The sequence below is a fragment of the Haloferax sp. Atlit-6N genome (assembly GCF_003383195.1).
GTDB classification, from domain to species: Archaea; Halobacteriota; Halobacteria; order Halobacteriales; family Haloferacaceae; genus Haloferax; species Haloferax gibbonsii.
Genome location: NZ_QEQJ01000001.1, coordinates 71600 through 93989 on the forward strand (window position 1 = coordinate 71600; position 22390 = coordinate 93989).

Annotated in this window: 24 protein-coding genes and 1 tRNA gene; 14 read left to right on the forward strand and 11 right to left on the reverse strand. The window is 66.9% G+C overall.

Going from position 1 to position 22390, the window contains the following annotated elements; all coding sequences use genetic code 11:
- Positions 1-111 precede the first annotated feature (111 nt).
- The 4 genes from DEQ92_RS00310 (at position 112) to DEQ92_RS00325 (ending at position 2579) form a co-directional block, all read left to right on the forward strand.
- Complete coding sequence (locus DEQ92_RS00310; RefSeq protein WP_050459149.1) at positions 112-1188, forward strand: glutamate--cysteine ligase; 1077 nt, start codon at positions 112-114, stop codon at positions 1186-1188.
- A gap of 67 nt (positions 1189-1255) precedes the next feature.
- Positions 1256-1720, forward strand: a complete 465-nt coding sequence (locus DEQ92_RS00315; protein WP_004976627.1) for a winged helix-turn-helix domain-containing protein — start codon at positions 1256-1258, stop codon at positions 1718-1720.
- Between the two features lie 122 nt (positions 1721-1842).
- Positions 1843-2343 carry a phosphopantetheine adenylyltransferase gene (locus DEQ92_RS00320; RefSeq protein WP_050459148.1) on the forward strand — a complete coding sequence of 167 codons (501 nt, stop codon included), beginning with the start codon at positions 1843-1845 and terminating at the stop codon, positions 2341-2343.
- Between the two features lie 29 nt (positions 2344-2372).
- Positions 2373-2579: a hypothetical protein gene (locus DEQ92_RS00325; RefSeq protein ID WP_004976638.1), complete on the forward strand. Its 207-nt coding sequence runs from the start codon at positions 2373-2375 to the stop codon at positions 2577-2579.
- A gap of 4 nt (positions 2580-2583) precedes the next feature.
- On the opposite strand, the gene DEQ92_RS00330 is transcribed toward DEQ92_RS00325, so the two are convergent.
- Positions 2584-2892, reverse strand: a complete 309-nt coding sequence (locus DEQ92_RS00330; protein ID WP_004976640.1) for a transcription factor tfiib repeat-containing protein — start codon at positions 2890-2892, stop codon at positions 2584-2586.
- 106 nt (positions 2893-2998) lie between these two features.
- Here DEQ92_RS00330 and DEQ92_RS00335 point away from each other — a divergent pair.
- Positions 2999-3081 (forward strand) — tRNA-Leu (locus DEQ92_RS00335).
- 280 nt (positions 3082-3361) lie between these two features.
- Here DEQ92_RS00335 and DEQ92_RS00340 read toward each other — a convergent pair.
- Complete coding sequence (locus tag DEQ92_RS00340) at positions 3362-3817, reverse strand: hypothetical protein (protein WP_147299465.1); 456 nt, start codon at positions 3815-3817, stop codon at positions 3362-3364.
- Between the two features lie 171 nt (positions 3818-3988).
- Here DEQ92_RS00340 and DEQ92_RS00345 point away from each other — a divergent pair, with 171 nt between their 5' ends.
- From DEQ92_RS00345 to DEQ92_RS00365, 5 genes are all read left to right on the forward strand, one after another.
- Complete coding sequence (locus DEQ92_RS00345) at positions 3989-4351, forward strand: group 1 truncated hemoglobin (RefSeq protein WP_004976644.1); 363 nt, start codon at positions 3989-3991, stop codon at positions 4349-4351.
- A gap of 116 nt (positions 4352-4467) precedes the next feature.
- The gene (dacZ, locus tag DEQ92_RS00350) at positions 4468-5277 is read left to right on the forward strand and encodes a diadenylate cyclase (protein ID WP_004976646.1); all 810 of its coding nucleotides are present in this window, start codon (positions 4468-4470) and stop codon (positions 5275-5277) included.
- A 1-nt stretch (position 5278) separates the two neighbouring features.
- Entirely contained in the window at positions 5279-6157 is an 879-nt protein-coding gene (locus DEQ92_RS00355) for a mechanosensitive ion channel family protein (RefSeq protein WP_050459147.1), read from the forward strand.
- A 202-nt stretch (positions 6158-6359) separates the two neighbouring features.
- Positions 6360-6977 (forward strand): hypothetical protein, encoded by a 618-nt coding sequence (locus tag DEQ92_RS00360; RefSeq protein WP_115820291.1) that lies wholly within the window; start codon positions 6360-6362, stop codon positions 6975-6977.
- Between the two features lie 119 nt (positions 6978-7096).
- On the forward strand, positions 7097-8128 hold the full coding sequence (locus DEQ92_RS00365; RefSeq protein WP_115804896.1) for a sensor histidine kinase: 1032 nt from the start codon (positions 7097-7099) through the stop codon (positions 8126-8128).
- Positions 8129-8164: 36 nt separating this feature from the next.
- On the opposite strand, the gene DEQ92_RS00370 is transcribed toward DEQ92_RS00365, so the two are convergent.
- Together DEQ92_RS00370 and purD are read right to left on the reverse strand one after the other, a co-directional pair.
- Complete coding sequence (locus tag DEQ92_RS00370; protein ID WP_004976655.1) at positions 8165-8707, reverse strand: DapH/DapD/GlmU-related protein; 543 nt, start codon at positions 8705-8707, stop codon at positions 8165-8167.
- An 89-nt stretch (positions 8708-8796) separates the two neighbouring features.
- Positions 8797-10083, reverse strand: a complete 1287-nt coding sequence (gene purD, locus DEQ92_RS00375) for a phosphoribosylamine--glycine ligase (RefSeq protein ID WP_115820292.1) — start codon at positions 10081-10083, stop codon at positions 8797-8799.
- Between the two features lie 177 nt (positions 10084-10260).
- Between purD and DEQ92_RS00380 the strand changes: the two genes are divergently transcribed.
- Positions 10261-12390 (forward strand): thioredoxin domain-containing protein, encoded by a 2130-nt coding sequence (locus DEQ92_RS00380; RefSeq protein ID WP_115804895.1) that lies wholly within the window; start codon positions 10261-10263, stop codon positions 12388-12390.
- Between the two features lie 14 nt (positions 12391-12404).
- Here the strand turns inward: DEQ92_RS00380 and DEQ92_RS00385 are convergent, their stop codons facing one another.
- Together DEQ92_RS00385 and DEQ92_RS00390 are read right to left on the reverse strand one after the other, a co-directional pair.
- On the reverse strand, positions 12405-13175 hold the full coding sequence (locus DEQ92_RS00385) for a hypothetical protein (RefSeq protein ID WP_115820293.1): 771 nt from the start codon (positions 13173-13175) through the stop codon (positions 12405-12407).
- Between the two features lie 106 nt (positions 13176-13281).
- Positions 13282-13662 (reverse strand): thioredoxin family protein, encoded by a 381-nt coding sequence (locus DEQ92_RS00390; protein ID WP_004976664.1) that lies wholly within the window; start codon positions 13660-13662, stop codon positions 13282-13284.
- Between the two features lie 128 nt (positions 13663-13790).
- On the opposite strand from DEQ92_RS00390, the gene DEQ92_RS00395 reads away from it, so the two are divergent.
- The gene (locus DEQ92_RS00395) at positions 13791-14711 is read left to right on the forward strand and encodes a PLP-dependent cysteine synthase family protein (RefSeq protein ID WP_004976666.1); all 921 of its coding nucleotides are present in this window, start codon (positions 13791-13793) and stop codon (positions 14709-14711) included.
- A gap of 21 nt (positions 14712-14732) precedes the next feature.
- Here DEQ92_RS00395 and DEQ92_RS00400 read toward each other — a convergent pair whose 3' ends face one another.
- The 3 genes from DEQ92_RS00400 to thiI all read right to left on the reverse strand — a co-directional run bounded on the left by DEQ92_RS00400 (position 14733) and on the right by thiI (position 16858).
- Positions 14733-15185 carry a DUF5804 family protein gene (locus DEQ92_RS00400; RefSeq protein WP_004976670.1) on the reverse strand — a complete coding sequence of 151 codons (453 nt, stop codon included), beginning with the start codon at positions 15183-15185 and terminating at the stop codon, positions 14733-14735.
- A gap of 42 nt (positions 15186-15227) precedes the next feature.
- Complete coding sequence (locus DEQ92_RS00405; protein WP_004976672.1) at positions 15228-15482, reverse strand: hypothetical protein; 255 nt, start codon at positions 15480-15482, stop codon at positions 15228-15230.
- Between the two features lie 200 nt (positions 15483-15682).
- Entirely contained in the window at positions 15683-16858 is a 1176-nt protein-coding gene (gene thiI / locus DEQ92_RS00410) for a tRNA uracil 4-sulfurtransferase ThiI (RefSeq protein WP_115804892.1), read from the reverse strand.
- 253 nt (positions 16859-17111) lie between these two features.
- Here thiI and ppk1 point away from each other — a divergent pair, with 253 nt between their 5' ends.
- Positions 17112-19646, forward strand: coding sequence for a polyphosphate kinase 1 (ppk1, locus tag DEQ92_RS00415; RefSeq protein ID WP_115820294.1), 2535 nt, complete (start codon positions 17112-17114; stop codon positions 19644-19646).
- Positions 19647-19706: 60 nt separating this feature from the next.
- Here the strand turns inward: ppk1 and DEQ92_RS00420 are convergent, their stop codons facing one another.
- Both DEQ92_RS00420 and cyaB read right to left on the reverse strand, forming a co-directional pair.
- Positions 19707-20915: a methionine adenosyltransferase gene (locus DEQ92_RS00420; RefSeq protein ID WP_004976683.1), complete on the reverse strand. Its 1209-nt coding sequence runs from the start codon at positions 20913-20915 to the stop codon at positions 19707-19709.
- Positions 20916-21042: 127 nt separating this feature from the next.
- Positions 21043-21600, reverse strand: coding sequence for a class IV adenylate cyclase (gene cyaB / locus DEQ92_RS00425; RefSeq protein ID WP_050459137.1), 558 nt, complete (start codon positions 21598-21600; stop codon positions 21043-21045).
- Positions 21601-21714: 114 nt separating this feature from the next.
- On the opposite strand from cyaB, the gene DEQ92_RS00430 reads away from it, so the two are divergent.
- A complete protein-coding gene (locus DEQ92_RS00430; RefSeq protein WP_004976689.1) occupies positions 21715-22230 on the forward strand; it encodes a DUF6789 family protein in 516 nt (171 codons plus the stop codon).
- Positions 22231-22390: the final 160 nt, after the last annotated feature.

The window sequence follows — 22390 nt, forward strand, 5'->3', positions numbered from 1 at the left end:
AGAGACCTGATTTTCGACCGTCACTATCGTCCGATTCGCTTGCCCGCGGTCGTGCGACGCGTTCGCCGGCTCCCACGGTGTTTTTAATTCGGCGCAACTTACGCCGTTGCGATGGAACTAGGGTCGGCGGACGCCTTCGACCGAATGGGGACGCTCGGCGTCGAAGAGGAATTCTACATCGTCGATGCCGACGGCCGCCCCACCTCGGGCATCGACGACTTAGTCTACGGACCGGAGCCTCCGGAACCGCTCGCCGGACGGCTCGACCACGAGCTGTTCAAGTTCACTATCGAGACGCAGACGCCGCTCATCGAGGCCCCCGACGAGGCCGGCGCGGCCGTCGAGACGGTCCGCGAGGCGCTCGTCGACCACGCCGCGAACCACGGCTACCGCATCGCCGCGGCCGGGCTCCACCCCGCCGCCAAGTGGCGCGAACTCGACCACGCGACGAAGCCCCGGTATCAGGCGCAACTCGACCGAATCCAGTACCCGCAACACCGGAACACGACCGCCGGCCTGCACGTCCACGTCGGCGTCGACGACGCCGACAAGGCCGTCTGGGTCGCCAACGAACTCCGCTGGTATCTCGCGCCCCTGCTCGCGCTCTCCGCGAACTCCCCGTTCTGGAACGGCTTCGACACCGGTCTCGCCTCCGCCCGCGCCAAGGTGTTCGAGAACCTCCCGAACACCGGCATGCCGACCGCCTTCGACGACTTCGAGGACTTCCAGCGCTTCGAGCGCCGGATGGTCGAGTACGGCTCGATAGACGACCGAGGGGAACTCTGGTACGACGTGCGCCCACACACGGGCCACGGGACGGTCGAAATCCGAACCCCCGACGCCCAGACCGACCCCGAGCGCGTCGCCGACTTCGTCGAGTACGTCCACGCGCTCGTGTTGGACCTCGCCGACCGCTACGAGTCCGGCGAATCGGGAACGACGGTCCGTCGGGAACTCCTCGACGAGAACAAGTGGCGCGCGACCCGCTACGGGCGAGACACCGACTTCGTCGCCCCGGATTCCGAGGGCGTCGTGAGCCTCGAATCGTTCGTCGAAAGCGAGTCCGACCGCCTCGGCGTCGACGGCCTCCGGTCGCTTCTCGACGCCGAATCCGGCACCGCCGTCCAGCGACGGATTCACGAGGAGTCCGGGCTCGACGCCCTGTGCGAACACTTGACGCTGGACTGAGTCGCACGCCGACGACCGACAGGAAACATTTTTTAGCGCCCCAGTTTTGACCTTTGCCGTAGCACAAATGTCTGCGGACCAGAGCACAGAGGGGAGCGCGGAGTCGACGGACGAAGAACACTCGGGCGGCGCGGCCGACTGCGCTGTCTCCGAGTTCGACGACGGGTTGGTGGACCTGCTCGCGTGGATTCTCGACACGGAGACCCGCGCGCGAATCTACGTCTACCTCCGACAGCACCCCCACTCGACGAGCGAGGAAGTCGCCGAGGGGACCGGCCTCTACCCCAGTACGGTTCGGGAGGCGCTGGCCGAACTCACCGACGACGAGACGGTCGAGCGCCGCAAGCGGAAGAGTTCCGGCGCGGGCAACAACCCCTACGAGTACGTCGCAATCGCGCCGAGCGACCTCGTGAAGGGCGTCTCCGGACAGGTGCAAGAGCAGTTGAACGCCGTGTTCAACCTCGACCGACACCTCGGAACCGACCGCACCGACGAGACCGAACCGGTCACGATTACGGTCCGCGAGGAGTAGCTCCGCGGTCTGCCGGCTGCTGCGGTGCCTCGCCCGATTTTGGGAGCCCTTCGCTCGCCGCGGGTGCTGGTCCGTTAGGCTAACCCGACCCGCTTAAGTCGCGCCGCATCCACCGCGAGAGTATGCACGTCGCGCTGGGCGGGACGTTCGACCCTGTCCACGATGGACACCTCGCGCTGTTCGAGCGAGCGTTCGAATTGGGTGATGTCACGGTCGGACTCACGAGCGACGAACTCGCGCCGAAGACGCGACACGTCGACCGCTACGTCCGGCCCTTCGACGACCGCAAGGCCGACCTCGAAGCCGAACTCCGACCGCTCGCCGGAGAGTACGACCGCGAGTTCGAGGTCCGCGAACTCGACAAACCGACCGGCATCGCGACCGAGGAGGGCTTCGACGTCCTCATCGTCTCGCCCGAGACGCGGGGCGGCGGCGAGCGTGTCAACGAGATTCGAGAGGAGAAAGGCCTCAAACCCCTCCGTATCGAGGTCGTCGAGCACGTTCCCGCAGAAGACGGCGAGCGAATCTCCTCGACCCGAATCGTCTCCGGGGAGATAGACCGCCACGGCAACCTCACGCCCGACCGCGAGGGTCGCGGCCGGACGCCCCCGAGCGACGAATAGTTTTCACGCTCACGGTCGTATCGCCGCCCATGCGACACCCGCTTTTCGCCAGCTTCGCCGTCGGCGTCGTCGCCGCGGTCCTCGTCGGTATCGCCGTCACCGAGCTGGCCGCTCGGTGGATCTTCTTCTCGCTTTTCGTCGGTATCCCGGCGGGCCTCGTCGCCGGCGTTCTCGCCGTTGCGGTGACCTACGCGGTCTTGACCCGGCGGATGGCACCGACGCGCTCCTCGGAGTGACCGGCTACCAACTCGGGGGTCGGAAGCCGGCCTCCCGCAGGAGGTCCTTCCAGCGCTGTTGGATGCTGAGCCGCGATACGTCCATCGCCTCGGCGACGGCGGTCTGCGAGCGCTCCTCGCCGGCGATGAGCGCGCCGGCGTAGAGGCTGGCGGCGGCGACGGCCTTCTTCGAGCGGTCCTCGTCGGGCAACTGCGTGAGAAACATGTCCGAGGCGTACGAGCGGGCCTCGCTACCGAGTTCGAGGCCGTCGGCGGCGGCGTCGATGCGGGCCAGCCACTCCTGATTGTCTCGCTGGTCTCGGGCGCTGTACATGGTCGTCGTTGCGGCCGCGGGAGCATAATCCCCGTGGCGAGCCCTCGTGACGTTTATATATCGTTGCGGGAAATGTGCGGTCGAAGGGCGAGCGTCGCCCGATTGCGCGCGGGTAGCCAAGTGGCCAAAGGCGCAGCGCTTAGGACGCTGTGGTGTAGACCTTCGCAGGTTCGAACCCTGTCCCGCGCATACCGTCTCGAACACCGTGAGAGACGTGTCTGCGCGACAGAAGGGTTCGAATCAGGGAGCAACGCGACGCGTTGCGACCGCGGTTCGAACCCTGTCCCGCGCACTGACCAAACGAGCTAAGCGAGGGAGCAGACAGGTTCGAACCCTACGAGACGAGCACCGCGAGTCTCGGCCCGGTTCGAACCCTGTCCCGCGCGCCTTCTATCGACGGCGAGCAACGTGTCGCGGCCGCGGCCGAACCCGGTGGGTAGAAAGTGACACTACAGGCCCCAAGCGTTCGTCATCGAATCGTGTGCTCGCGGACCTCGATGCTCCCGTTTTCGAGGACGGTGAGTTCGAATGACTCCGTGGTACCGACCGGCCGTTCCCACTGTACCGTTCCGTTCACCGCGACGGAGACCGTCTGGCGGGTCGGCGCGAACTGGTCGGTCAGGTCGACCCCGTCGTCACCACCGTAGTCTGAGAACGTCTCGTTGAAGACCTCTTCACCGCCTACTGCGACAGCGACGCGCCCTGTGAACCCGGTCTCTGGATAGAGTGACAGTCGGGTCTCGGGTGTCCGGTCGGTGAGCGCTCCCGTCCGCTCGCGTGCCGAGGTCGACTCAGTCGGAGACTGTGTGGTCGCCGCGGACGGAGGGGTTGTTTCGGCTGTCGTCGTGTCGCGGGCTCCGACTCCCGAGCACCCCGCGAGAATAATCAGAAGAGCCGTCAGCACGACAGGGACCGAATTACGCATCTCTCTAATCACCAACGTCGCAACAGGCTGTCAAACCTCTTGTGGGCCCCCAACCGCGGGGGGTTCAAACAGAACGACCTCTCACCCCCGTCGTGCCCCGCACTCCACGCTTAAACACCCCGAATACGTTCGGAGGAAATCTTACCATCGAGCCGTCCAACTCCCCGACGGATGTCTGCGCAGTCACTCTACGCTCGCATCGGCGGCCGCGAGGCCGTCGAAGCAGTCGTCTCGGACTTCTACGACCGCGTCCTCGCCGACGACTCGGTCGCCCACTACTTCGACGACATCGACATGGTCGAACAGCGCGCCCATCAGGTCAAGTTCATCAGCGCCGTCGCGGGCGGTCCCGTCGAGTACGACGGGGCCGACATGCGGGCGGCCCACGACCACCTCGACCTCTCCGGTGAGGACTTCGACGCCATCGCCGAACACCTCGCGGCGGCGCTCGACGAAAACGGCGTCGCCCCGGAAGACGCCGATGCGATTCTCGACGAAGTCGCCGCGCTCAGAGCCCCGATTCTGGGGCAGTAAGCTCCGTTCGGCCCCCCTCGGGGAGAATCAGTCGCCGGTTTCGACCGGCCGAATCGCGCACGCCACGCGTCAGACGCGACACAACCCTTTTTCTCACCCGGTGTGTCTCTCCACCAATGGCGGCGTTATCCGAGTTATTGGGCGACCTCGTGGCGGACGTCGATGGGCTGTTTCTGTTCACGCCGAGTCACTCCCACTACGAGCAGTTCGCTGAGACGGACGTTCCGACGGTGGTCATCGCGCCGGAGAACACGGTCGAAGCCGAGACGTTCGTGGAACTGCCCCTCCAGTTCCAGAACGTCAAGGACCGCATCCGGTTCGGCGTCGAGGGCGCGATGGAACAGAGTATCGTCGAGGCGGGAGATACCATCGCCTGCAACGTCGGGGTCTTCGGCGGCGACCTCGACTCGCTCGTCCGGGTTCGCGTCGACGAGAACATGCGGTCGGGCATCTACGACCTCTTTGCGAACTCCCGGGCGGACCCCGGCGTCATCCGCGACGTGTTCGAGGTGGCCATCGAACTGGGCAAGAAGGGGCAGAAGGGCGAACCCGTCGGCGCGCTGTTCATCGTCGGCGACGCGGGGAAGGTGATGAACAAGTCGCGGCCGCTTTCGTACAATCCCTTCGAGAAGTCCCACGTCTACGTCGGCGACCCCATCGTCAACGTGATGCTCAAGGAGTTCTCGCGGCTCGACGGCGCGTTCGTCATCTCCGACTCGGGGAAAATCGTCTCGGCGTACCGCTACCTCGAACCCTCCGCGGAGGGCGTCGACATCCCGAAGGGGCTGGGCGCGCGCCACATGGCCGGCGGCGCCATCACCCGCGACACCAACGCCACCGCCATCGTCCTCTCGGAGTCCGACGGACTCGTCCGGGCGTTCAAAGGCGGCAAGATGATTCTCGAAATCGACCCGGAGGCGTACTGAGATGCCGGGGCCCGTTTCGGCGTCCCTCGTCCACTCGTCGGTCGGTCCCGCGCCAGCGTCCACAGCCGCATCCGCCTCCGCCTCCGTCGTCCCGCTCCAGACAGTCGGCGGCGCCGTCGACGACATCGTCCGGATAGTCGGGCTCCGGTTTCTCGGCGTGCTCGCCATCCTGCTTCTCGGGTTGGTGCTCGCGTACGTCGCGGGGACGCTCGTCCGGCGACTCCTCGTCAGCGTCGGCGTCCCGGAGGCCATCGAGGGGACCGCCTTCGAGCGGACCGCCCGCGACTTCGAGACATCGACGGTCGAAATCCTGTCGTGGCTGACGCGGTATTTCGTCCTCGGCATCAGCGTCTTCGCCGCCCTCTCGTTCGCCGGGGTCAACTACGCCGACCGCTTCTGGGGGCTCGTCATCGCCATCCTGCCGCAACTGTTCATCGCCATCTTGGTCCTCATCATCGGCGTCGTCGTCGGCGACAAGGTCGAACTCCTCGTCGCCGAGCGGTTCCGCGCGGTCAAACTCCCGCAGGTGAACGTCCTCCCGTCGCTCGCCAAATACACCGTCTTCTTTCTCGCCACGCTGGTCGCGCTTTCGCAGGTCGGCGTCGCCACGCTCGCACTCATCGTCCTCCTCGCGTCGTACATGCTGGGGCTCATCGTGCTCAGCGCCGTCGCGTTCCGCGACCTGCTCCGCTCGGGCGCGGCGGGGACGTACCTCCTTTTCACCCAACCGTACAGCATCGGCGACGAGATCGTCGTCGGCGAGGTCAGCGGCGTCGTTCAGGAACTCGACATGTTCGTCACCCACGTCGAATCCGAGGACACCGAGTTCGTCATCCCGAACGCCCGCGTCCTCGACAAGGGCGTGGGTCGTGTTCGATAGGTAAACAATACTGACGACTGATGTTTCCGGAAATTTTGTCATACCGTTACCATAACAGTTTAGAAGTGGTCCGAAGATTGTCTCATATCGGCTCCCCCTGAAGACGATGACGGAGAACCTCCCCACCCTCGACGTTACTGCCCCCTCAACCCGAGCGTTTGAGGTTGCAGAGACGCTACTCCGAGGGTTTCACTTTCAGGATATGCGGGAGACACATCTTCTCAGCTGCGACTTCGACGCCGCGATGACCGCCGCGGAGCGTGCGGTACATCATATGTCCGAGGCGTTCGTCGCCGAGTTTCCCGACGTTCCCACCGAGCGCGCCGAGCACGCCGGCGAACTGTTCATGCGCGCGCTCTTCCTCCAGGACGAAATCGAAAACCGAGACGCCTTCGACGCCTGCTTCGAACACGACGTCCCGCCCGGAGCGTTCGTCTCGTCCGTTCCCGACGACTCCGAGTCGGACGCGATAAACGACGACCCGCGGTGGCGGGACGTTCGAGAACTCCTCGGCACCGTCTGTGACGAACTCGACATAAATCCGGAATACGCGACGCTCCACACCCGCTTTTGGCGACTCCACGGACAGGAAGTCGACGGCTGGGAGACCGTCGCTCGGCGGGCCCACCGCATCAAAGTCGCACGGATGGCCCCCTCGGCAGACGGAAAAACCATCGATAACCTCGCACAGTATTTCGTCGTCGGCGTCACCCGTCACGACGAGTGGGTCCGAGAGAGCCCCGAGCGCGATGTTTCTTCCGCAATCGACATCGTCGCACACTATTACCAACGGCTGTTCGACCTCAGAGACGAGTCATAAAGGGGTCATAAACCAGGCATAAACGAACGCCGTTTGTGATATATAGATGATATATTTTCGGTGGTGAAACGACCGCCGAAAATAAGTATTGGTGGTAGAATTATCTCTGCAGACCGAACATGGAGGATACCGACCCGGAACTGTATCGCGAGGCTTTCCGAAGTGCGGATATCCCCATGTTGATTGCGGATACGAATTTCGCTTTTCGTGACATTAACGACGCCGGATTGGAGTTCCTCGGCTACGACTACGACGACATCGTCGGCGAGTCGGTCGGACTCATCGCCGCCGACGAGGAGATATACTACGAAATCGTCGAGCAGATGATCGCCGGCGAGACGTGGTCCGGGGAGTTCATGGCGCGGCGGAAGGACCAGCAGGTCGTCTACGGGCAGGGGTTCGCCAGCCCGATGGTCGTCGACGGCGACGTTGAGGGGTTTCTCGCCTTCTTCGTCGACACGACCAAACAGCGCCGCTACGAGAACGCCTCGGAGGTGCTCAACCGCCTCCTCCGGCACGACCTGCGGAACGAACTCAACGTCGTCTACGGTTACACCCAGCAGGTGGCCAGCCGAATCGACGACGAGCAGGCGCTGGAGGAACTCGACCTCGTCCAGGAGAAGGTCCTCGAAATCGTCCACAAGTCCGAGCGCGCCCGCGACCTCCGCGAGCACCTCGAACGCTCCCACGACGTGTCCAACCACCCGGTCCGTCTCGACGTGGTGTTGAACAACAAAATCGTCGACGCCATGATAGAGTTCCCGGACGCCGAGTTCGAGTTCGGGTCGTTCCCCGAGGTCGAGGTCGTCGGCGACGACCTCCTCGGCGAGGCAATCGAGTGTCTGCTGGAAAACGCGGTCATGCACAACGACAAGGAGACCCCGCGGGTCGAGGTCTCGGCCGACCGCGACGGCGGCTTCGTCATCGTCCGCGTCGCCGACAACGGCCCGGGCGTCCCCGAGGAGCACCGCGACCTCATCTTCGGCCGCGAGGAGTACGACCAACTGCACCACGGCACGGGAATCAGCCTCTTTTTCGCCGACAACGTCATCTCGTCGTACAACGGCACCATCTGGGTCGAAGACCGGGAAGACGGCGATGGCGCGGTCTTCTGCGTCCGTCTCCAGGAACAGTCCACGGTCGACGACTGACGCAGACCGCAGCCCGCGGGTCGCGACGACGACCGATTACTCTCCGCCAGTCTCGTCCCCGGACATCGGTCTCGCGGGAACCCCTGCGACCGTCTCACCCGCGGGCACGTCGCGCGTGACGAGCGAGTTCGCCGCGACCTGCGCGCCCTCGCCGATGCGGACGCCCGGCAGGACGGTCGCTTTCGCGCCTATCATGGCCCGCTCGCCGACGACGACCTCGCCGGTCCGGTACTCGTCCTGCAGGAACTCGTGACAGAGGATGACCGAGTCGTAGCCGATGATGGCGTCGTCTTCGATGGTGACGAGTTCCGGCCAGAACACGTCGGGGGTCGCTTCGAGGCCCCACGAGACGCCCGCCCCGACGGTGACGCCGATGCGCCGGAGCGCCCAGTTTCTGACCCGGAGCGACGGCGCGATGCGGGCGACGAGGACGAACACGTAGTTGAGCATCACGCGCCAGACGGGCTTGGCGTCGGTCCAGTACTGCAGCGAGTTCCGCGGGCCGGGCGTCGGGTGGTGCTGGATTCGGTCGTGTCGGCGGGCGTCGCCGTCCGCCGGTGCGGCATCGTCGTCGGTCACGTCCGTCGATTGGGCCGCGAGGGTAAAAGCGCCCTCGCCGCGGCGGCGACGAGAGAATCAGAAAATCGGTCTCGGTGGTCGGTTGCCGCTTACTCGCCGCGGAGTTCGGCCATGTGGTCGATGCGACGCTGGACGAGCGCCGCCGTGCCGATGTCGTGGCGGATGTGGAAGCCCTCGCCGGCGTCGGCGAGCGCGTCCTCCGCGAGTTCCTCCGCCTCGGCGATGCTGTCGGCGACGCCGACCACGGCGAACGACCGGGAGGTCGTCGTGTAGAGGCCGTCCTCGCGGTCGTCGACGCTCGCGTAGAACAGCAGCGCGCCGGCGTCCTCGTCCACCTCGACCGCGATTTCCGCGCCGGCTTCGGGGTCCGTCGGGTAGCCCTCGGGGACGGCGTACTTACAGACCGTGGCGGCTTCGGCGAAGTCGAGTTCGGGCAGCGACTCGCCCTCGCGGGCGGCCGTGAGCACGTCGATGAAGGGCGTTTCGAGGACCGGCAGGGTGTTCATCGCCTCGGGGTCGCCGAAGCGGGCGTTGAACTCGATGACCTTCGGGCCCTCGGTCGTGAGCATGAACTGGCCGTAGAGGATGCCCTTGTAGTCGGGGAGCGCCTCCACGACGGCCTCGATGACCTCGACCGCGGCCTCGTAGTCGCCGTCGGCCATGAACGGCAGGGAGGGCGTCACGTCGGTGTAGCTTCCCATGCCGCCGGTGTTCGGTCCCTCGTCGCCCTCGTAGGCGCGCTTGTGGTCCTGCACGGCGGGGCTGACGCGGAACTCGCCGTTGGCGACGAACGCCTGAATCGTGAACTCCTCGCCGACGAGGCGCTCTTCGAGGACCACGCGCTCGTAGTCCGAGTCGCGGAGGTACGCCTTCGCCTCCTCGGGCGTCACCTGGTCGCCGATGACCTTCACGCCCTTGCCGCCGGTGAGGCCCGCGGGCTTGACCGCGAGGTCGCCGTCGTAGTCGTCGATGTAGTCGCAGGCGGCCTCCATGTCGTCGAAGGTGGCGAAGTCGGGGTTGCCCGGAATCTCCTCGTCGCGCATGAACTGCCGCTGGAACGCCTTGTCCGTCTCGATGCGCGCCTCGGCCGCCTGCGGGCCGAAGGTGTAGACGCCGGCGTCGTCGAGGGCGTCGGAGACGCCCGCCGCGAGGCCGGACTCGGGGCCGACGACCGCGAGCGTCGCGCCGACCGACTCGGCGTAGGCGACGATGTCCTCGGCGGCGGTCTCCGAAATCGTCTCGAAGTCCTCGGCGAGGGCGGCGATGCCGGGGTTTCGGTTGCTGGCGCAGGCGTACAGGTCGCAGTCGGGGGCCAGCGCGCGGGCAATCGCGTGCTCGCGGCCGCCGCCGCCGACGAGAAGGACGGTCTCGCTCATGGTCGCATACCCTGCGCACGGGAGTGTAAAGATTGCTCTTTATCGGCGACGAAATGGGCACGATTGTGGTTATGCACGGTCGCCAACGAACGGGACTCGCCGTCCGACCCGCTCCCCGAGTCGGCCGCGTCGGCCGTCTCCACGCCGCTTTAGTTCCCGGAGCGCCGACTGCGACGCATGTCCGACCCGGTGGGACGCAACCGACTCGACGAGGAGCAGAGCCCGTACCTCCGCCAGCACGCCGACAACCCGGTCAACTGGCAACCGTGGGACGAGACGGCGCTCGACGCCGCCCGCGAGGCGGACAAGCCCATCTTCCTCTCGGTCGGCTACTCGGCGTGCCACTGGTGTCACGTCATGGCCGACGAGAGCTTCTCGGACCCAGACATCGCCGAGGTGCTCAACGAGCACTTCGTCCCCGTGAAAGTCGACCGCGAGGAGCGCCCCGACCTCGACCGCATCTACCAGACCATCTGTCAGCTCGTCACCGGCGGCGGCGGCTGGCCGCTTTCCGTCTGGCTCACGCCCGAGGGCAAGCCCTTCTTCGTCGGCACCTACTTCCCGCCGGAACCCCGCCGCGGCGCGCCCGGATTCCGCGACCTCGTCGAGAGCTTCGCCGAGTCGTGGCGGACCGACCGCGACGAGATAGAAAACCGCGCCGAGCAGTGGACGAGCGCCATCACCGACCGACTGGAGGAGACGCCCGACGTACCCGGCGAAGCCCCCGGTTCGGACGTCCTCGACAGCACTGTGCAGGCGGCTCTCCGCGGGGCTGACCGCGACCACGGCGGCTTCGGCGGCGACGGGCCGAAGTTCCCCCAACCCGGCCGCATCGACGCTCTGCTCCGCGGCTACGCGGTCTCCGGTCGCCGCGAGGCGCTCGACGTGGCGCGGCAAAGTCTCGACGCGATGGCCAACGGCGGCCTCCGCGACCACCTCGGCGGCGGCTTCCACCGCTACTGCGTCGACCGCGAGTGGACCGTCCCGCACTTCGAGAAGATGCTGTACGACCAGGCCGGCCTCGCCTCGCGGTACCTCGACGCCGCCCGACTCACCGGCAACGAGTCCTATGCGACCGTCGCCGCCGAGACGTTCGAGTTCGTCCGACGGGAACTCACCCACGACGACGGCGGCTTCTTCGCCACCCTCGACGCCCAGTCCGGCGGCGAGGAAGGCACCTTCTACGTCTGGACGCCCGACGACGTGCGCGACCTCCTCCCCGAACTCGACGCCGACCTCTTTTGCGACCGCTACGGCGTCACGCCCGGCGGCAACTTCGAGCGCAAGACGACCGTCCTGAACGTCTCGGCGACGACCGCCGAACTCGCGGAGGAGTACGAGCTCGACGAATCCGAGGTGGAAGACCGCCTCGAAAAGGCCCGGAAAGCCCTGTTCGCCGCCCGCGAGGGGCGCGAGCGCCCCGCCCGCGACGAGAAGGTGCTCGCCGGCTGGAACGGCCTGATGATTTCGGCGTTCGCGCAGGGGTCTGTCGTCCTCGAAGACGACTCGCTCGCTTCCGACGCCCGCCGGGCCCTCGACTTCGTGCGCGAGCGCCTCTGGGACGACGAGACCGAGACGCTCTCGCGGCGCGTGATGAACGGCGAGGTGAAAGGCGACGGCTACCTCGAAGACTACGCCTTCCTCGCGCGCGGCGCGTTCGACCTCTATCAGGCGACCGGCGACCTCGCCCCGCTCTCGTTCGCGCTCGACCTCGCGCGGGCGACCCGCCGCGAGTTCTACGACGCCGACGCGGGCACGCTCTACTTCACCCCCGAGAGCGGCGAATCGCTCGTCACCCGGCCGCAGGAGCCGACCGACCAGTCCACGCCGTCGAGCCTCGGCGTCGCCACGTCGCTGTTCTTGGACCTCGAACAGTTCGCGCCGGACGCCGACTTCGGCGGCGTCGCGGACGCGGTCCTCGGGTCGTTCGCCAACCGCGTCCGCGGCAGCCCGCTCGAACACGTCTCGCTCGCGCTCGCCGCCGAGAAGGCCGCCAGCGGCGTCCCCGAACTCACCATCGCGGCCGACGAGGTGCCCGACGAGTGGCGCGAGACGCTCGCCTCGCGGTACCTCCCCGGCCTCGTCGTCTCCCGCCGCCCCGGCACCGACGAGGAACTCGACGCGTGGCTTGACGAGCTCGGACTGGACGAGGCCCCGCCAATCTGGGCCGGCCGCGAGGCGGCCGACGGCGAACCGACCGTCTACGCCTGCGAGAACTTCACCTGCTCCGCGCCGACCCACGACCTCGACGAGGCGCTGGCGTGGTTCACGGCGGGCGAACCCGCAGGCGCGGGCAACGACAACTAAGCAGGTCCGCCGACTCAGAGCCGCGTCCCGTCGTACCGCCACCGCAACGACCGCACCGTGTTTGCGACTCGTTCGGCGCGCTCGCGGGTCACGCACGGGACGACTTTCTCACCCGTCGGCGTGTCGAAGACGAGCGTCGTTCCGTCGACGACGTCGAGACCCCGCGCCGAGAGCGCGGAACAGTACGTCAGACTCGTCTTCCGGTCCAGCGTCGATTGCACGATAGCCGTGGTGTCGAAGCGGTAGGCGTGGTCGTCGGTCTCCCAGCGCTCGTGGACCGTCGACGCCACGAACAGACCAACCCGGTTCGCGAGCAGGTCTTGAATCGACGCCACAACTCTCTCGGGGAGCGGCGGCGACTCGCCCCAGAGCATCGACTCGTGGGGAATCGTCGTGAGCAGGTCGTCCCCGCGGTCGTCGAGGAGCGTGAGACGAAACACGAAGTTCTCCCCGACCATCGTCGTCGCGACGTCGAGAAGCGCGAACAGCGCGTCCTCGCCGTCGCGGTCGAGAGAGAAGACGCGGGTCCCGTCGTCCGGGCGCTCGGGGTCGAGTGCTTCGACGGTTGTGAGCGCCTCGACACATCGCTCGATGTCGTCTTCTCCGTATGCTCCGTCGAGACAGCTCTCGTCGAGTTCCACCCGAACCGCGCTTGCGACGGGGACGGCTTCGGAGAACACCGGAACGAGGTCGCGGCGGTAGTCGTCGCTGTCGAGGAGATAGTGCCGCGGTTCGTCACCGTCGTCCGGGCGCTCACCCGCGTCCCCACCGCGTTTCTCAGGCATCTTCCGACTCCCGCGACAACTGCGCTCGTCGCATCGCATCGCCGTACCCGCGGGTGTCGTATCACGGTTTCGGCGGGTCAAGAGAACAGAGAATTCGAACCGACGCTCAGTTCGAGAGCCGCTCTGCGAGGTAGGCCGCAATCGGAACGTCTTCTTCCTCCACGAAGCGGGCGACCTCTTCGCCGTCGAGTTCGACGACGACCGTCGGGATGAGTTCGATGTCGTACGCCTCGACGAGCGGGCCGACCTTCGAGCCGTCGTCGGCCTTCTCGACGGGGTAGTGGTCGATTCGCTCGGCGGGGACGCCGGCGGCGTCGAGGGCCGCCGCGAAGTCGGGAAGCTGTCCGCGGCAGTCACCGCACCAGTCGCCACCCCAGACTTTGAACGTGTAGTCTTCGGCCGCGAGGGCGTCGACCACGTCGGGGTAGGACGCCGCGTCCCACGCGGGGTTCGGTTGCATCGTTTCGAGCGTCTCGGCTTCGGCCATGGGAGGGCGTACCGGCCGCGCGGATTTAACGGGTGCGCTCGCGGCGGGGCTCGCCGTCCGCCCCGAGACGGTGGCCGTATCGTCCGCCTCCGCCAGTCGTTTAGTGTCGCACCGTCAACGGAGGGTCGATGGACGACAGTATCCTCGACGCTATCGGGTCGCCGCTGGTCCGCGTCGACTCCCCCGAGGGGTCGACAATCGCGGCGAAGATAGAGTCGAAGAACCCGGGCGGGTCGGCGAAGGACCGCCCCGCGCTGGCGATGGTCGAGGCGGCCGAGGAGGCGGGCGACATCTCGCCGGGCGACCACCTCGTCGAACCCACGTCCGGGAACACCGGTATCGGACTCGCGGTCGTCGCGGCGGCGAAGGGCTACGACCTGACTATCGTCATGCCGGACTCGATGTCGCCCGAGCGCCGCGAAATCATGCGCGCCTACGGGGCGACCATCGAACTCGTCGAGGGCGACATCTCCGCCGCGAAAGAGCGCGCCGACGAACTCGAAGCCGAGGGCATGTACCAACTCCGGCAGTTCGAGAACCCCGCGAACCCGGAGGCGCACTACCGGACGACCGCCGAGGAGATTCTCGAACAGGTGGGCGACCGCCGCATCGACGCCCTCGTCGCCGGCATCGGCACCGGCGGCACGATTTCGGGCAACGGCCGCCGCCTCGTCGAGGAGTTCCCCTCGATGCGCGTCGTCGGCGTCGAACCCGCCGAGAGCGCCGTCCTCTCGGGCCACGAGGTCGGCAACAACGACTTCCAGGGGATGGGGCCGGGCTTCGTCAGCCCCAACCTCGACACCGACCTCATCGACGACGTGGAAATCGTCGAACTCGCGGACGCCGAGGCCGAGTGTCGTCGCCTCGCCCGCGAGGAAGGCATCCTCGTCGGGCAATCGTCGGGCGCGTCGCTCCTCGCGGCCAAGCGCGTCGCCGAGCGACTCGCCGACCCCGACGCGGACGAGGAAGACCGACCGCTCGTCGTGACGGTCTTCTGGGACTCCGGCGAGCGCTACATGTCCACCGGGATGTTCGACGCCGAGGAATAGCGGTCTCTCGACGGCCGGCTCTCACCGACCGAACTCGTCTTCCGCGACTCTGACGACGAGCGTTCGCTCCACGTCTCTGAGGTCGTAGTCGGGGACCGAGCCGTCGACGCGCGTCACGTACATCGGCTCGACGAGGCGGCCGTCTTCGACGCCGTAGATGGCGAGGTGGTCGCCGGTGTCTTCCGGCTGGACCGCCCCGTCTCGAATCTGTCGGGCGAGGTCGCGAGAGAGCCACTCGTCGGGCGAGACGGAGGGCTCGCGGACCAGCGAGAAGTCGGCGAAACGGACGAGATACCAGTTGAGGTCGTTGAGAAGCGAGACGGCCGCGCCGAGGCTCACCGTGTCGACCGAAAGCGAGTTGTCGAACGGTTCTGCGATGTCGTAGGTCGAAAGCGCCGCGCGGGCGGTGTCGCGCGACAGCAGTTCGTACTGGAGGTGGACGTCCTCCGCGCCGACGATACAGACCTGCGTCACGTCGAGAGGGAGGGTCCGGACTCGGTAAAGCGGTTCCGGTACTCAGGCGGTCGATTCCCACTCAGCGGCGCAGGACTCGTCGCAGAAGACGACGCGCTCGCGTTCGAGGGTTATCTTACCGGGCTTATCGATGTCCCGCTCGAGGAGGACCTGGTAGTGGGCTTCGCTCATGTCGACGCGGGCGCGGCAGGCCGCGCACCGCTCGACGGTGTCGCTCCAGTCGGTCCGCGACGCCCGGTGGCTGACGCGCCACTCGGGGCCGGGGCGGCCGTGACCGGGATGCGATGTTTTCGACATGAGAGAACCCTAGCGCTCACGGTAAATAAAGCCATTTTTGTGCAATTGTTCATTCGAAACGAATCTAAACGTTTGAAGAATCGTGACTATGTTGGTCGTTTGCACGGTTCGTATGTGCGTCGGTACCGCACCTCGGTGGGGCTGACGACGGGCCGCGCTTCGGGCCTCTCGCCGGCGGCTTCCACCTCGCGCTCCCGCGCTCAGTCGCCGTCGGGGGACACGACGACGCGTTCGCGGGCGGCCTCGACCGCGAGGTCGAACAGGTCGTCGGGTTCCGCGGCCTCGACGGCCGACAGCGAGGCGTTCGTCTCGGGGAAACTCGGTGCGACGCGCTCGCAACCGACCGGGAGCGTCGAGTCGTCGTAGGTGCCGAGGTCGCGGGCGGCCGCGACGATATCGGTCTTGTCGCGGGTCAAAAGCGGGCGGTGGACGGGGTAGTCGACCGCGGCCTCGGTGACGGCGAGGTTCTCGCCGGTCTGACTCGACTTCTGGCCGAGCGATTCCCCGGTCACGACGGAGTGGGCGTGCTCGTCGGTGGCGACCTCGGCGGCGATGGCGAGCATCGCGCGCCGAAGCGAGAGCATCCGGGTGTCCTCGACGCTCTCCATCAGTCGCTCGACCACGTCGCCGGCGGGGACGACGTGGACCCGCATGTCCGCGTTCGGGGCGCGGCGGGCGATGGTCCGCACGGTCTCGATGGCTCGCGCGCGGTGGTCCGCACCGCCGTAGTCGCCCAGGTCGACGTAGACGGGGACGATTTCGCAGCCCCGGCGCATCAGCTCCCACGTCGCCACCGGCGAGTCGATGCCGCCGGAGACGAGTGAGACGGCTCGGCCCTGCGTCCCGAGCGGGAGTCCGCCGGGCCCGTCGAACCGCCGCACGGAGAGATAGGCCGTCTCCTCGCGGCACTCGATTCGGTAGGTTCGGTCGGGGTCGTCGAGGTCGACGGGCGCGCCGGTCGCGTCGACGACGGCGCTCCCGGCCTCGCGTTCGAGGTCGGAACTGGTGAACCCGTGTTGGTCGGCGTCGCCGACGCGGTCGGCGTCGACGGCGAAACTCGCCCCGTCGGGGTGGTCGGACGCGAGGGTTCGGCAGGTCGCGACGATGTCGTCGAGGACGGGGTCGCAGGCGACGCAGGGGCGCGCCCAGACGACGCCCGGCACCTCGGCGCAGGCGGCCGCGACGGCGTCGGCGTCGGCCGCGTCGCGGACGAGCAGGCGGGACCACTCCCGCTCGACGCGGCCCGGAAGCGAGCGGTCGTCGAGGACCGCCTGGAGGTTCGTCCGCAGTCTGGCCTCCATCTTCGCCCGGACGCTCGAACTCTTCGTGCCCACCTCGCCGTAGCCGACGAGGACGACGTGCGCCGTCTGATTCACGGTCGACGTTCTCCGCGGGAACCCTTCAGCGTCTCGTTTCGCGGGGCGTCCGCGCCCGACTCGACGCGATTCCCCCGTCGCTATTAGTGTTATATATCTGTAAATAGTACAATTTACTGAACTGTAGACAGACGGCGAAACAATATAAACCACTTAATAGATTTCACCCCGTTTCCCTCTCGTACAACCGCCGACCGCCCCGCGGCCGCTCTCGACGAACAACTGCCGCCACCTCGATGCCCACTCGATGCCAATGACCGACGAGTCGCCAGCCGATATCGACCTCGCAGCCCCGCAGTACTATCTCAACCGCGAGCTGAGCGAACTGGAGTTCCAGTCCCGCGTGCTCAACGAAGCGCTCGACGACCGGAACCCGCTTCTCGAACGGGTCCGCTTTCTGTCCATCTTCACGAAGAACTTAGACGAGTTCTTCATGAAGCGCGTCGGCGGGCTGAAACAGCAGATAGACGCCGGCGTGACGGAGCGGACGACCGACGGCCGGACGCCCCGCGAGCAGTGGGAGGAGGCCATCGACAAGGCCCGCCCCATGTTCGAGCGACAGGCGGCGTGCTACCGCGAGGAGATTCGGCCGGCGCTCGCCGACGCGGGAATCCGCGTCTGCGACTACGACGAGCTGACGCCCGACCAGCGGGCGGAGATGCGCGACTACTTCGAACTCTCGGTGTTGCCGACGCTCACCCCGCTGTCGTTCGACCCGGCGCACCCCTTCCCGTTCATCTCGAACCTCTCGCTTTCGCTCGCGGTCGTCACCCGCGACGACGACGGCGACCAGACGTTCACGCGCGTGAAGATTCCGCAGAACCGCCCGCGACTCGTCGAAGTCGAGACCGACGGCGACGAGCTTCGGTACGTCCTCTTAGAGGAGGTCATCCGCGCCAACCTCGACCTCCTGTTCCCGAACGTCGAGGTCGTCGACACCGCGGTGTTCAAGCTGACCCGGAACGCCGAGGTTCGCCGGAACGAGGAGGTCGCGGAGGACCTCATCGACATGATTGAGGAGGTGCTCGAACAGCGCCGCTTCGCCACCGTCGTCCGCCTCGAAATCGAGGCCGACGCGCCCGAGGCGGCGCGGGACCTCCTCGTCGAGCAGTTGGACCTCGCCGACCGCGAGGTGTTCGAACTCCGCGGACCGCTCGACTACCGCGAGCTGATGGACCTCACGGACCTCGACCGGCCGGACCTCTCGCTGGAGTCGTGGACGCCGCAGCCGCACCCGCGGTTTTCGGACCTCGACGCGACCGACGCGGGCATCGGATCGGGCGCGTCTCCCCCCGAGACAGCCGCCGAGGACGGCGACACCATCTTCGACGAGATTCGCCGTAAGGACGTGCTGTTGCACCACCCGTACCACTCGTTCGGCGACACCGTCCAGGAGTTCCTCGACGAGGCCGCCAACGACCCCAACGTGCTGGCCATCAAGGCCGCCATCTACCGGACGGCGTCGGACTCGAAAATCATCGAGGCGCTCATCGACGCCGCCGACAACGGCAAGCAGGTCGCGGCGATGGTCGAACTCAAAGCGCGGTTCGACGAGCAGAACAACCTCGAATGGGTCCGCCGCCTCGAAGAGGAAGGTATCCACGTCGCCTACGGCACCATCGGGCTGAAGACGCACACGAAGACCGCGCTCGTCGTCCGCGAGGAGGAAGACGGCGTCCGCCTCTACTCCCACGTCGCCACGGGGAACTACCACTCCGGGACCGCGAAGGGCTACGTCGACCTCGGCGTCCTCACCGCCGACCGCGACATCGGGCAGGACCTCGTGAAGGTGTTCAACTTCTTCACCGGCCCCTCGCTGGACGAGGAGTTCCGGAAGCTCCTCATCGCGCCCGTGACGATGCGAAACGAGTTCACGAAGTGCATCCGCCGGGAGGCCGAACACGCCCGCGCCGGCCGCGACGCCCGCATCGTCGCCAAGATGAACGCGCTCGAAGACCCCGGTATCGTCGAGGAACTGTACGAGGCCTCGATGGCCGGCGTCGACATCGACCTGCTCGTCCGCGACATCTGTCGGCTCCGCCCCGGTCTGGAGGGCGTCTCGGAGACCGTCACGGTCCGGAGCGTCGTCGACCGCTTTCTCGAACACTCCCGCATCTTCTACTTCGAGAACGCGGGCGACCCCGACTACTACATCGGCTCCGCGGACTGGATGACCCGCAACCTCGACAAGCGCGTCGAGGCCGTCGCGCCCGTCGAGGACACCGACATCCGCGAACAGTTGCGGTTCATCCTCGAACTCGGTTTCGCGGACAACCGGAAGGCGTGGGAGATGAACGCCGACGGCACCTACGACCAGCGCGACCCGGGCGACGGCCACGAGATTAGCATGCAGCGAATCCTGATGGAACAGACGCTCGGCGGGTCGAACACTCCCGGCGTCCACCGGGGTATCTCGGCGTCGCACCCCGACGTGCCCGAGACGCTCCTCGTGGAGTCCGACCCGTCCGTGATGGCTCCCCGAGACGGCGCGGCGACTGCGGATGCGGACGAGGGCGAGGATAAGGCCGAAGCCGGGAACGAGAGCGACATCGAAGCCGTCGCCGGCGCCGCCACCGAATCCGCAACCGAACCCACCGTTGAGGCGGGCACGGGCGCGCCGAAGAACGGCGACCCGCAGCACGTCCTCGACGACTTCCCCGAGAAGTGGTACGTGCCGAGCAGTCGGCACTACGAGTACGCGGTTCGGACGCCGGACGGCGACCGCGACTACCGGAAGACGGCCGAGGCGGCCGCGCGACTGGTCGAAAAGTACTACGGCGAGGAATAATCGCACCGCCCTCGCGGGCGAAGCGGTGTCCTGTTTTCGCGGCCCTGCGAGTCGCGCCGATTAGAACGTGCTGAGTTCGCCTTCGATGGTCCGACGGGTGATGTCGGTCACGTTCGCGAGTTCGCGGTCGACGATTGCGACGACCTCGTCTTCGATGTCGGCGACGGTGACGCCCTCGTCCGTGATGACTTTCGCGTCGGCGACGTGCGGCTCGTCGATGGGGCGGCCGATCTGCGAGAGCAGGCGGACCTGCAGGTCGCGGATGCCGTCGACCTCGGCGACGACCGTCTCGGCGATGTGGGTCGAAAGCAGGTTGTAAATCTTCCCGATGTGGTTGACGGGGTTCTTGCCGGAGGTCGCCTCCATGCTCATCGGGCGGTTCGGCGTGATGAGGCCGTTGGCGCGGTTGCCGCGGCCGACGGAGCCGTCGTCGCCCTGCTCGGCGGACGTGCCGGTCGTGGTGAGGTAGATGGAGCCCTCCTCGTAGTCGTCGGCGGTGTTGACCTCGACGTTGACCTCGCGGTCGGTGTAGTCGGTGGCGAGCTCGGAGACGAACTCGCGGACGTCGTCGACGGCGGCGACGTAGTCGTCGATGTCCTCGATGTGTTTGTCGACCATGGCGGCGGCGACGGTCACGTCGATGACGTCGCCCTCGCGCTTGCCCATGAGCTTGATGTCCTGTCCGAGTTCGGGGTGGTCGTCGCCGTAGGCCGCGCCGTTGAGGGCGCGCTCGGCTTCGAGGACGATCTGTTCCGTCTCGGTCAGGGGGGCGTGGCCGACGCCGAAGCTCGTGTCGTTCGCCATCGGGACCTGCTGGGTCTCCTCGCCGAACACGTCCTGGAGGTCGCCGGAGCCCTCGCCGAGCTTCACGTCGACGATGATGTCCGTGCCCACGTCGAGCCCGGGGATGTTCTCGTTGAGGTACTCGCGGGCGGCCCGGAGCGCCGTCGAATCCACGGGAATCTTCTCGCCGTCGTACTCCTTCGTGGCGCGGCCGACGATGAGGAGATAGATGGGTTCGATGACCTCGCCGCCGCCGAAGGCGGGCGCGGCCGTGCCGGCGACGAGCTGGGTCTCGTCGGTGTTGTAGTGAAGCACCTTGCCGACGCGGTCGAGATAGAGGTTCGAGAGGGCGCGGGAGACGCTCTCGGCGATACCGTCGGAGATGGAGTCAGGGTGCCCGATGCCCTTTCGCTCGACGATTTCGACCTCCTGGTCCTCGACCGCGCGCTTGTCGGCGGATTCGAGGCGGATATTTCGGTCGCTCATTGGCGGGACGTACCCGGCGGGCGGTTCTATAACTTGCGGAAACCTTTGGCCACACTCGTATTACCTGAGAGTATGCTCGGGCAGTATCTGCCGAGAGAACGGACGCCTGCGGGAGCCGACGACCCGACTACTCCTCGGGCGCGCCCAGCAGCATCCCGAGGTAGGAGGTCCGAATCTGGTCGTCGGGGTCGAGACCGAGGTCGCGGAGGACGGCGAACGCCCCCTCGCGGGCGTCGTCGACGCCGGACTCGACCTCGACTTCGACCTCCACGAACTCGCCGAGTCCCGCCACCGAATCGAGCGAGACGGTGTAGCCGTCGAGGGCGAACCGCTCGCGGTCCTTCTCGACGGTCGCGGCGGGGTCGAAGCCGACGGCCTCGCAGATGGCGTCCATCGTCTCGCCGTCCTCGACGCCCGTCTCGTACTCCCGGCGGGTCTTCGACGACTCGTCGACGAGCGGTCCCTTGTAGGTGACGACGGTCTCCTCGTCGGCGAGGTCGCCGCCCTCGTAGCGCGACTCGCGCCGGAGTCGAAGCGCCTCGTCGGTCTCGGCGAAGTCCCTGTGCGGGGCGTCGTAGTAGGTGTCCGTCTGGGCGACGCGGTTGACCTGCTCGGCTTCGGTCGCGTCGAGTCGCTCCCGAACCGCGTCGTGGTCCGCGCGCACCTTGACCTCGACTTCGTACATGCTTCGACCGGCGCGTCCGGGGGGCAAAAACCTCGGTGACTCGCGCCGGCGACCCCTCAGTATCGGGGTATTTGTTACCTTTTATCATGCAAGACCGCGTAGTACGACGGGAGTATGAGCCAAGAGACGCCGAACCCGGCCACCGCAGTAGAACAGCGCGTCGGCGAGGCCGCCGACTACGAAATCACGGGTCGCGTCATCCTCACCGCGATGGCGAGCGGGTTCGTCGGGACGGTGTTGATGCTCCCCGTCCTCGTCGGCATCCCCGAACTCCTCGGCCTCTTCACGACCGGGCCGATTACGCGATTCGCCGGGATGGCGGCGTTCTTCGGCTACGAACCGACGCTCGCCCTCGGTGCGTTCCTCTTCGGCATCGGCGGGGTCATCGTCCTCCCGGTGACGTTCGTCGTCGTCGGGGCGTTCCTCCCGCCGGAGTCGCCGGAGTACCTCCGGGGCGTGTCGTTCGCGACGCTCTACTGGGTCGGGTTCGTCCCGGCGTTTTGGCCGCAGGCCGACGCGTTCGTCATCCTCTCGTTCCTCGTGTTCTCGCTTCTGGCCCACTGGGTGTACGGCCTCTCGCTCGGCTACCTGCTCGACCTGTTCGCGGGCATCCCGCAACACGAGGTCTGACCGGGCGTCGCCGGCGGTCGGGCTCTCCGTCGTCCACCGTCGCCCGCGACCCCGACCGCCGTCCGTTCTGTTCTCTTCTTTCGCCGAGCGACCGGAAACGTCCGTTCGAGGCCGGTCACCACCGACTTCTCCGAAACAATAATCATCACGAACGTTAATT

What these genes read in the sequence shown, in the direction of transcription:
- DEQ92_RS00365 (WP_115804896.1), top strand. Translation starts at nt 7,097, where the DNA reads ATGGAGGATACCGACCCGGAACTGTATCGCGAGGCTTTCCGAAGTGCG.
- DEQ92_RS00315 (WP_004976627.1), top strand. Translation starts at nt 1,256, where the DNA reads ATGTCTGCGGACCAGAGCACAGAGGGGAGCGCGGAGTCGACGGACGAA.
- DEQ92_RS00385 (WP_115820293.1), bottom strand. Translation starts at nt 13,175, where the DNA reads ATGCCTGAGAAACGCGGTGGGGACGCGGGTGAGCGCCCGGACGACGGT.
- DEQ92_RS00360 (WP_115820291.1), top strand. Translation starts at nt 6,360, where the DNA reads ATGCGGGAGACACATCTTCTCAGCTGCGACTTCGACGCCGCGATGACC.
- dacZ (WP_004976646.1), top strand. Translation starts at nt 4,468, where the DNA reads ATGGCGGCGTTATCCGAGTTATTGGGCGACCTCGTGGCGGACGTCGAT.
- purD (WP_115820292.1), bottom strand. Translation starts at nt 10,083, where the DNA reads ATGAGCGAGACCGTCCTTCTCGTCGGCGGCGGCGGCCGCGAGCACGCG.
- DEQ92_RS00320 (WP_050459148.1), top strand. Translation starts at nt 1,843, where the DNA reads ATGCACGTCGCGCTGGGCGGGACGTTCGACCCTGTCCACGATGGACAC.
- DEQ92_RS00355 (WP_050459147.1), top strand. Translation starts at nt 5,279, where the DNA reads ATGCCGGGGCCCGTTTCGGCGTCCCTCGTCCACTCGTCGGTCGGTCCC.
- DEQ92_RS00405 (WP_004976672.1), bottom strand. Translation starts at nt 15,482, where the DNA reads ATGTCGAAAACATCGCATCCCGGTCACGGCCGCCCCGGCCCCGAGTGG.
- ppk1 (WP_115820294.1), top strand. Translation starts at nt 17,112, where the DNA reads ATGACCGACGAGTCGCCAGCCGATATCGACCTCGCAGCCCCGCAGTAC.
- DEQ92_RS00325 (WP_004976638.1), top strand. Translation starts at nt 2,373, where the DNA reads ATGCGACACCCGCTTTTCGCCAGCTTCGCCGTCGGCGTCGTCGCCGCG.
- DEQ92_RS00340 (WP_147299465.1), bottom strand. Translation starts at nt 3,817, where the DNA reads ATGCGTAATTCGGTCCCTGTCGTGCTGACGGCTCTTCTGATTATTCTC.
- DEQ92_RS00420 (WP_004976683.1), bottom strand. Translation starts at nt 20,915, where the DNA reads ATGAGCGACCGAAATATCCGCCTCGAATCCGCCGACAAGCGCGCGGTC.
- cyaB (WP_050459137.1), bottom strand. Translation starts at nt 21,600, where the DNA reads ATGTACGAAGTCGAGGTCAAGGTGCGCGCGGACCACGACGCGGTTCGG.
- DEQ92_RS00380 (WP_115804895.1), top strand. Translation starts at nt 10,261, where the DNA reads ATGTCCGACCCGGTGGGACGCAACCGACTCGACGAGGAGCAGAGCCCG.
- DEQ92_RS00430 (WP_004976689.1), top strand. Translation starts at nt 21,715, where the DNA reads ATGAGCCAAGAGACGCCGAACCCGGCCACCGCAGTAGAACAGCGCGTC.
- DEQ92_RS00330 (WP_004976640.1), bottom strand. Translation starts at nt 2,892, where the DNA reads ATGTACAGCGCCCGAGACCAGCGAGACAATCAGGAGTGGCTGGCCCGC.
- DEQ92_RS00395 (WP_004976666.1), top strand. Translation starts at nt 13,791, where the DNA reads ATGGACGACAGTATCCTCGACGCTATCGGGTCGCCGCTGGTCCGCGTC.
- DEQ92_RS00345 (WP_004976644.1), top strand. Translation starts at nt 3,989, where the DNA reads ATGTCTGCGCAGTCACTCTACGCTCGCATCGGCGGCCGCGAGGCCGTC.
- DEQ92_RS00390 (WP_004976664.1), bottom strand. Translation starts at nt 13,662, where the DNA reads ATGGCCGAAGCCGAGACGCTCGAAACGATGCAACCGAACCCCGCGTGG.
- DEQ92_RS00310 (WP_050459149.1), top strand. Translation starts at nt 112, where the DNA reads ATGGAACTAGGGTCGGCGGACGCCTTCGACCGAATGGGGACGCTCGGC.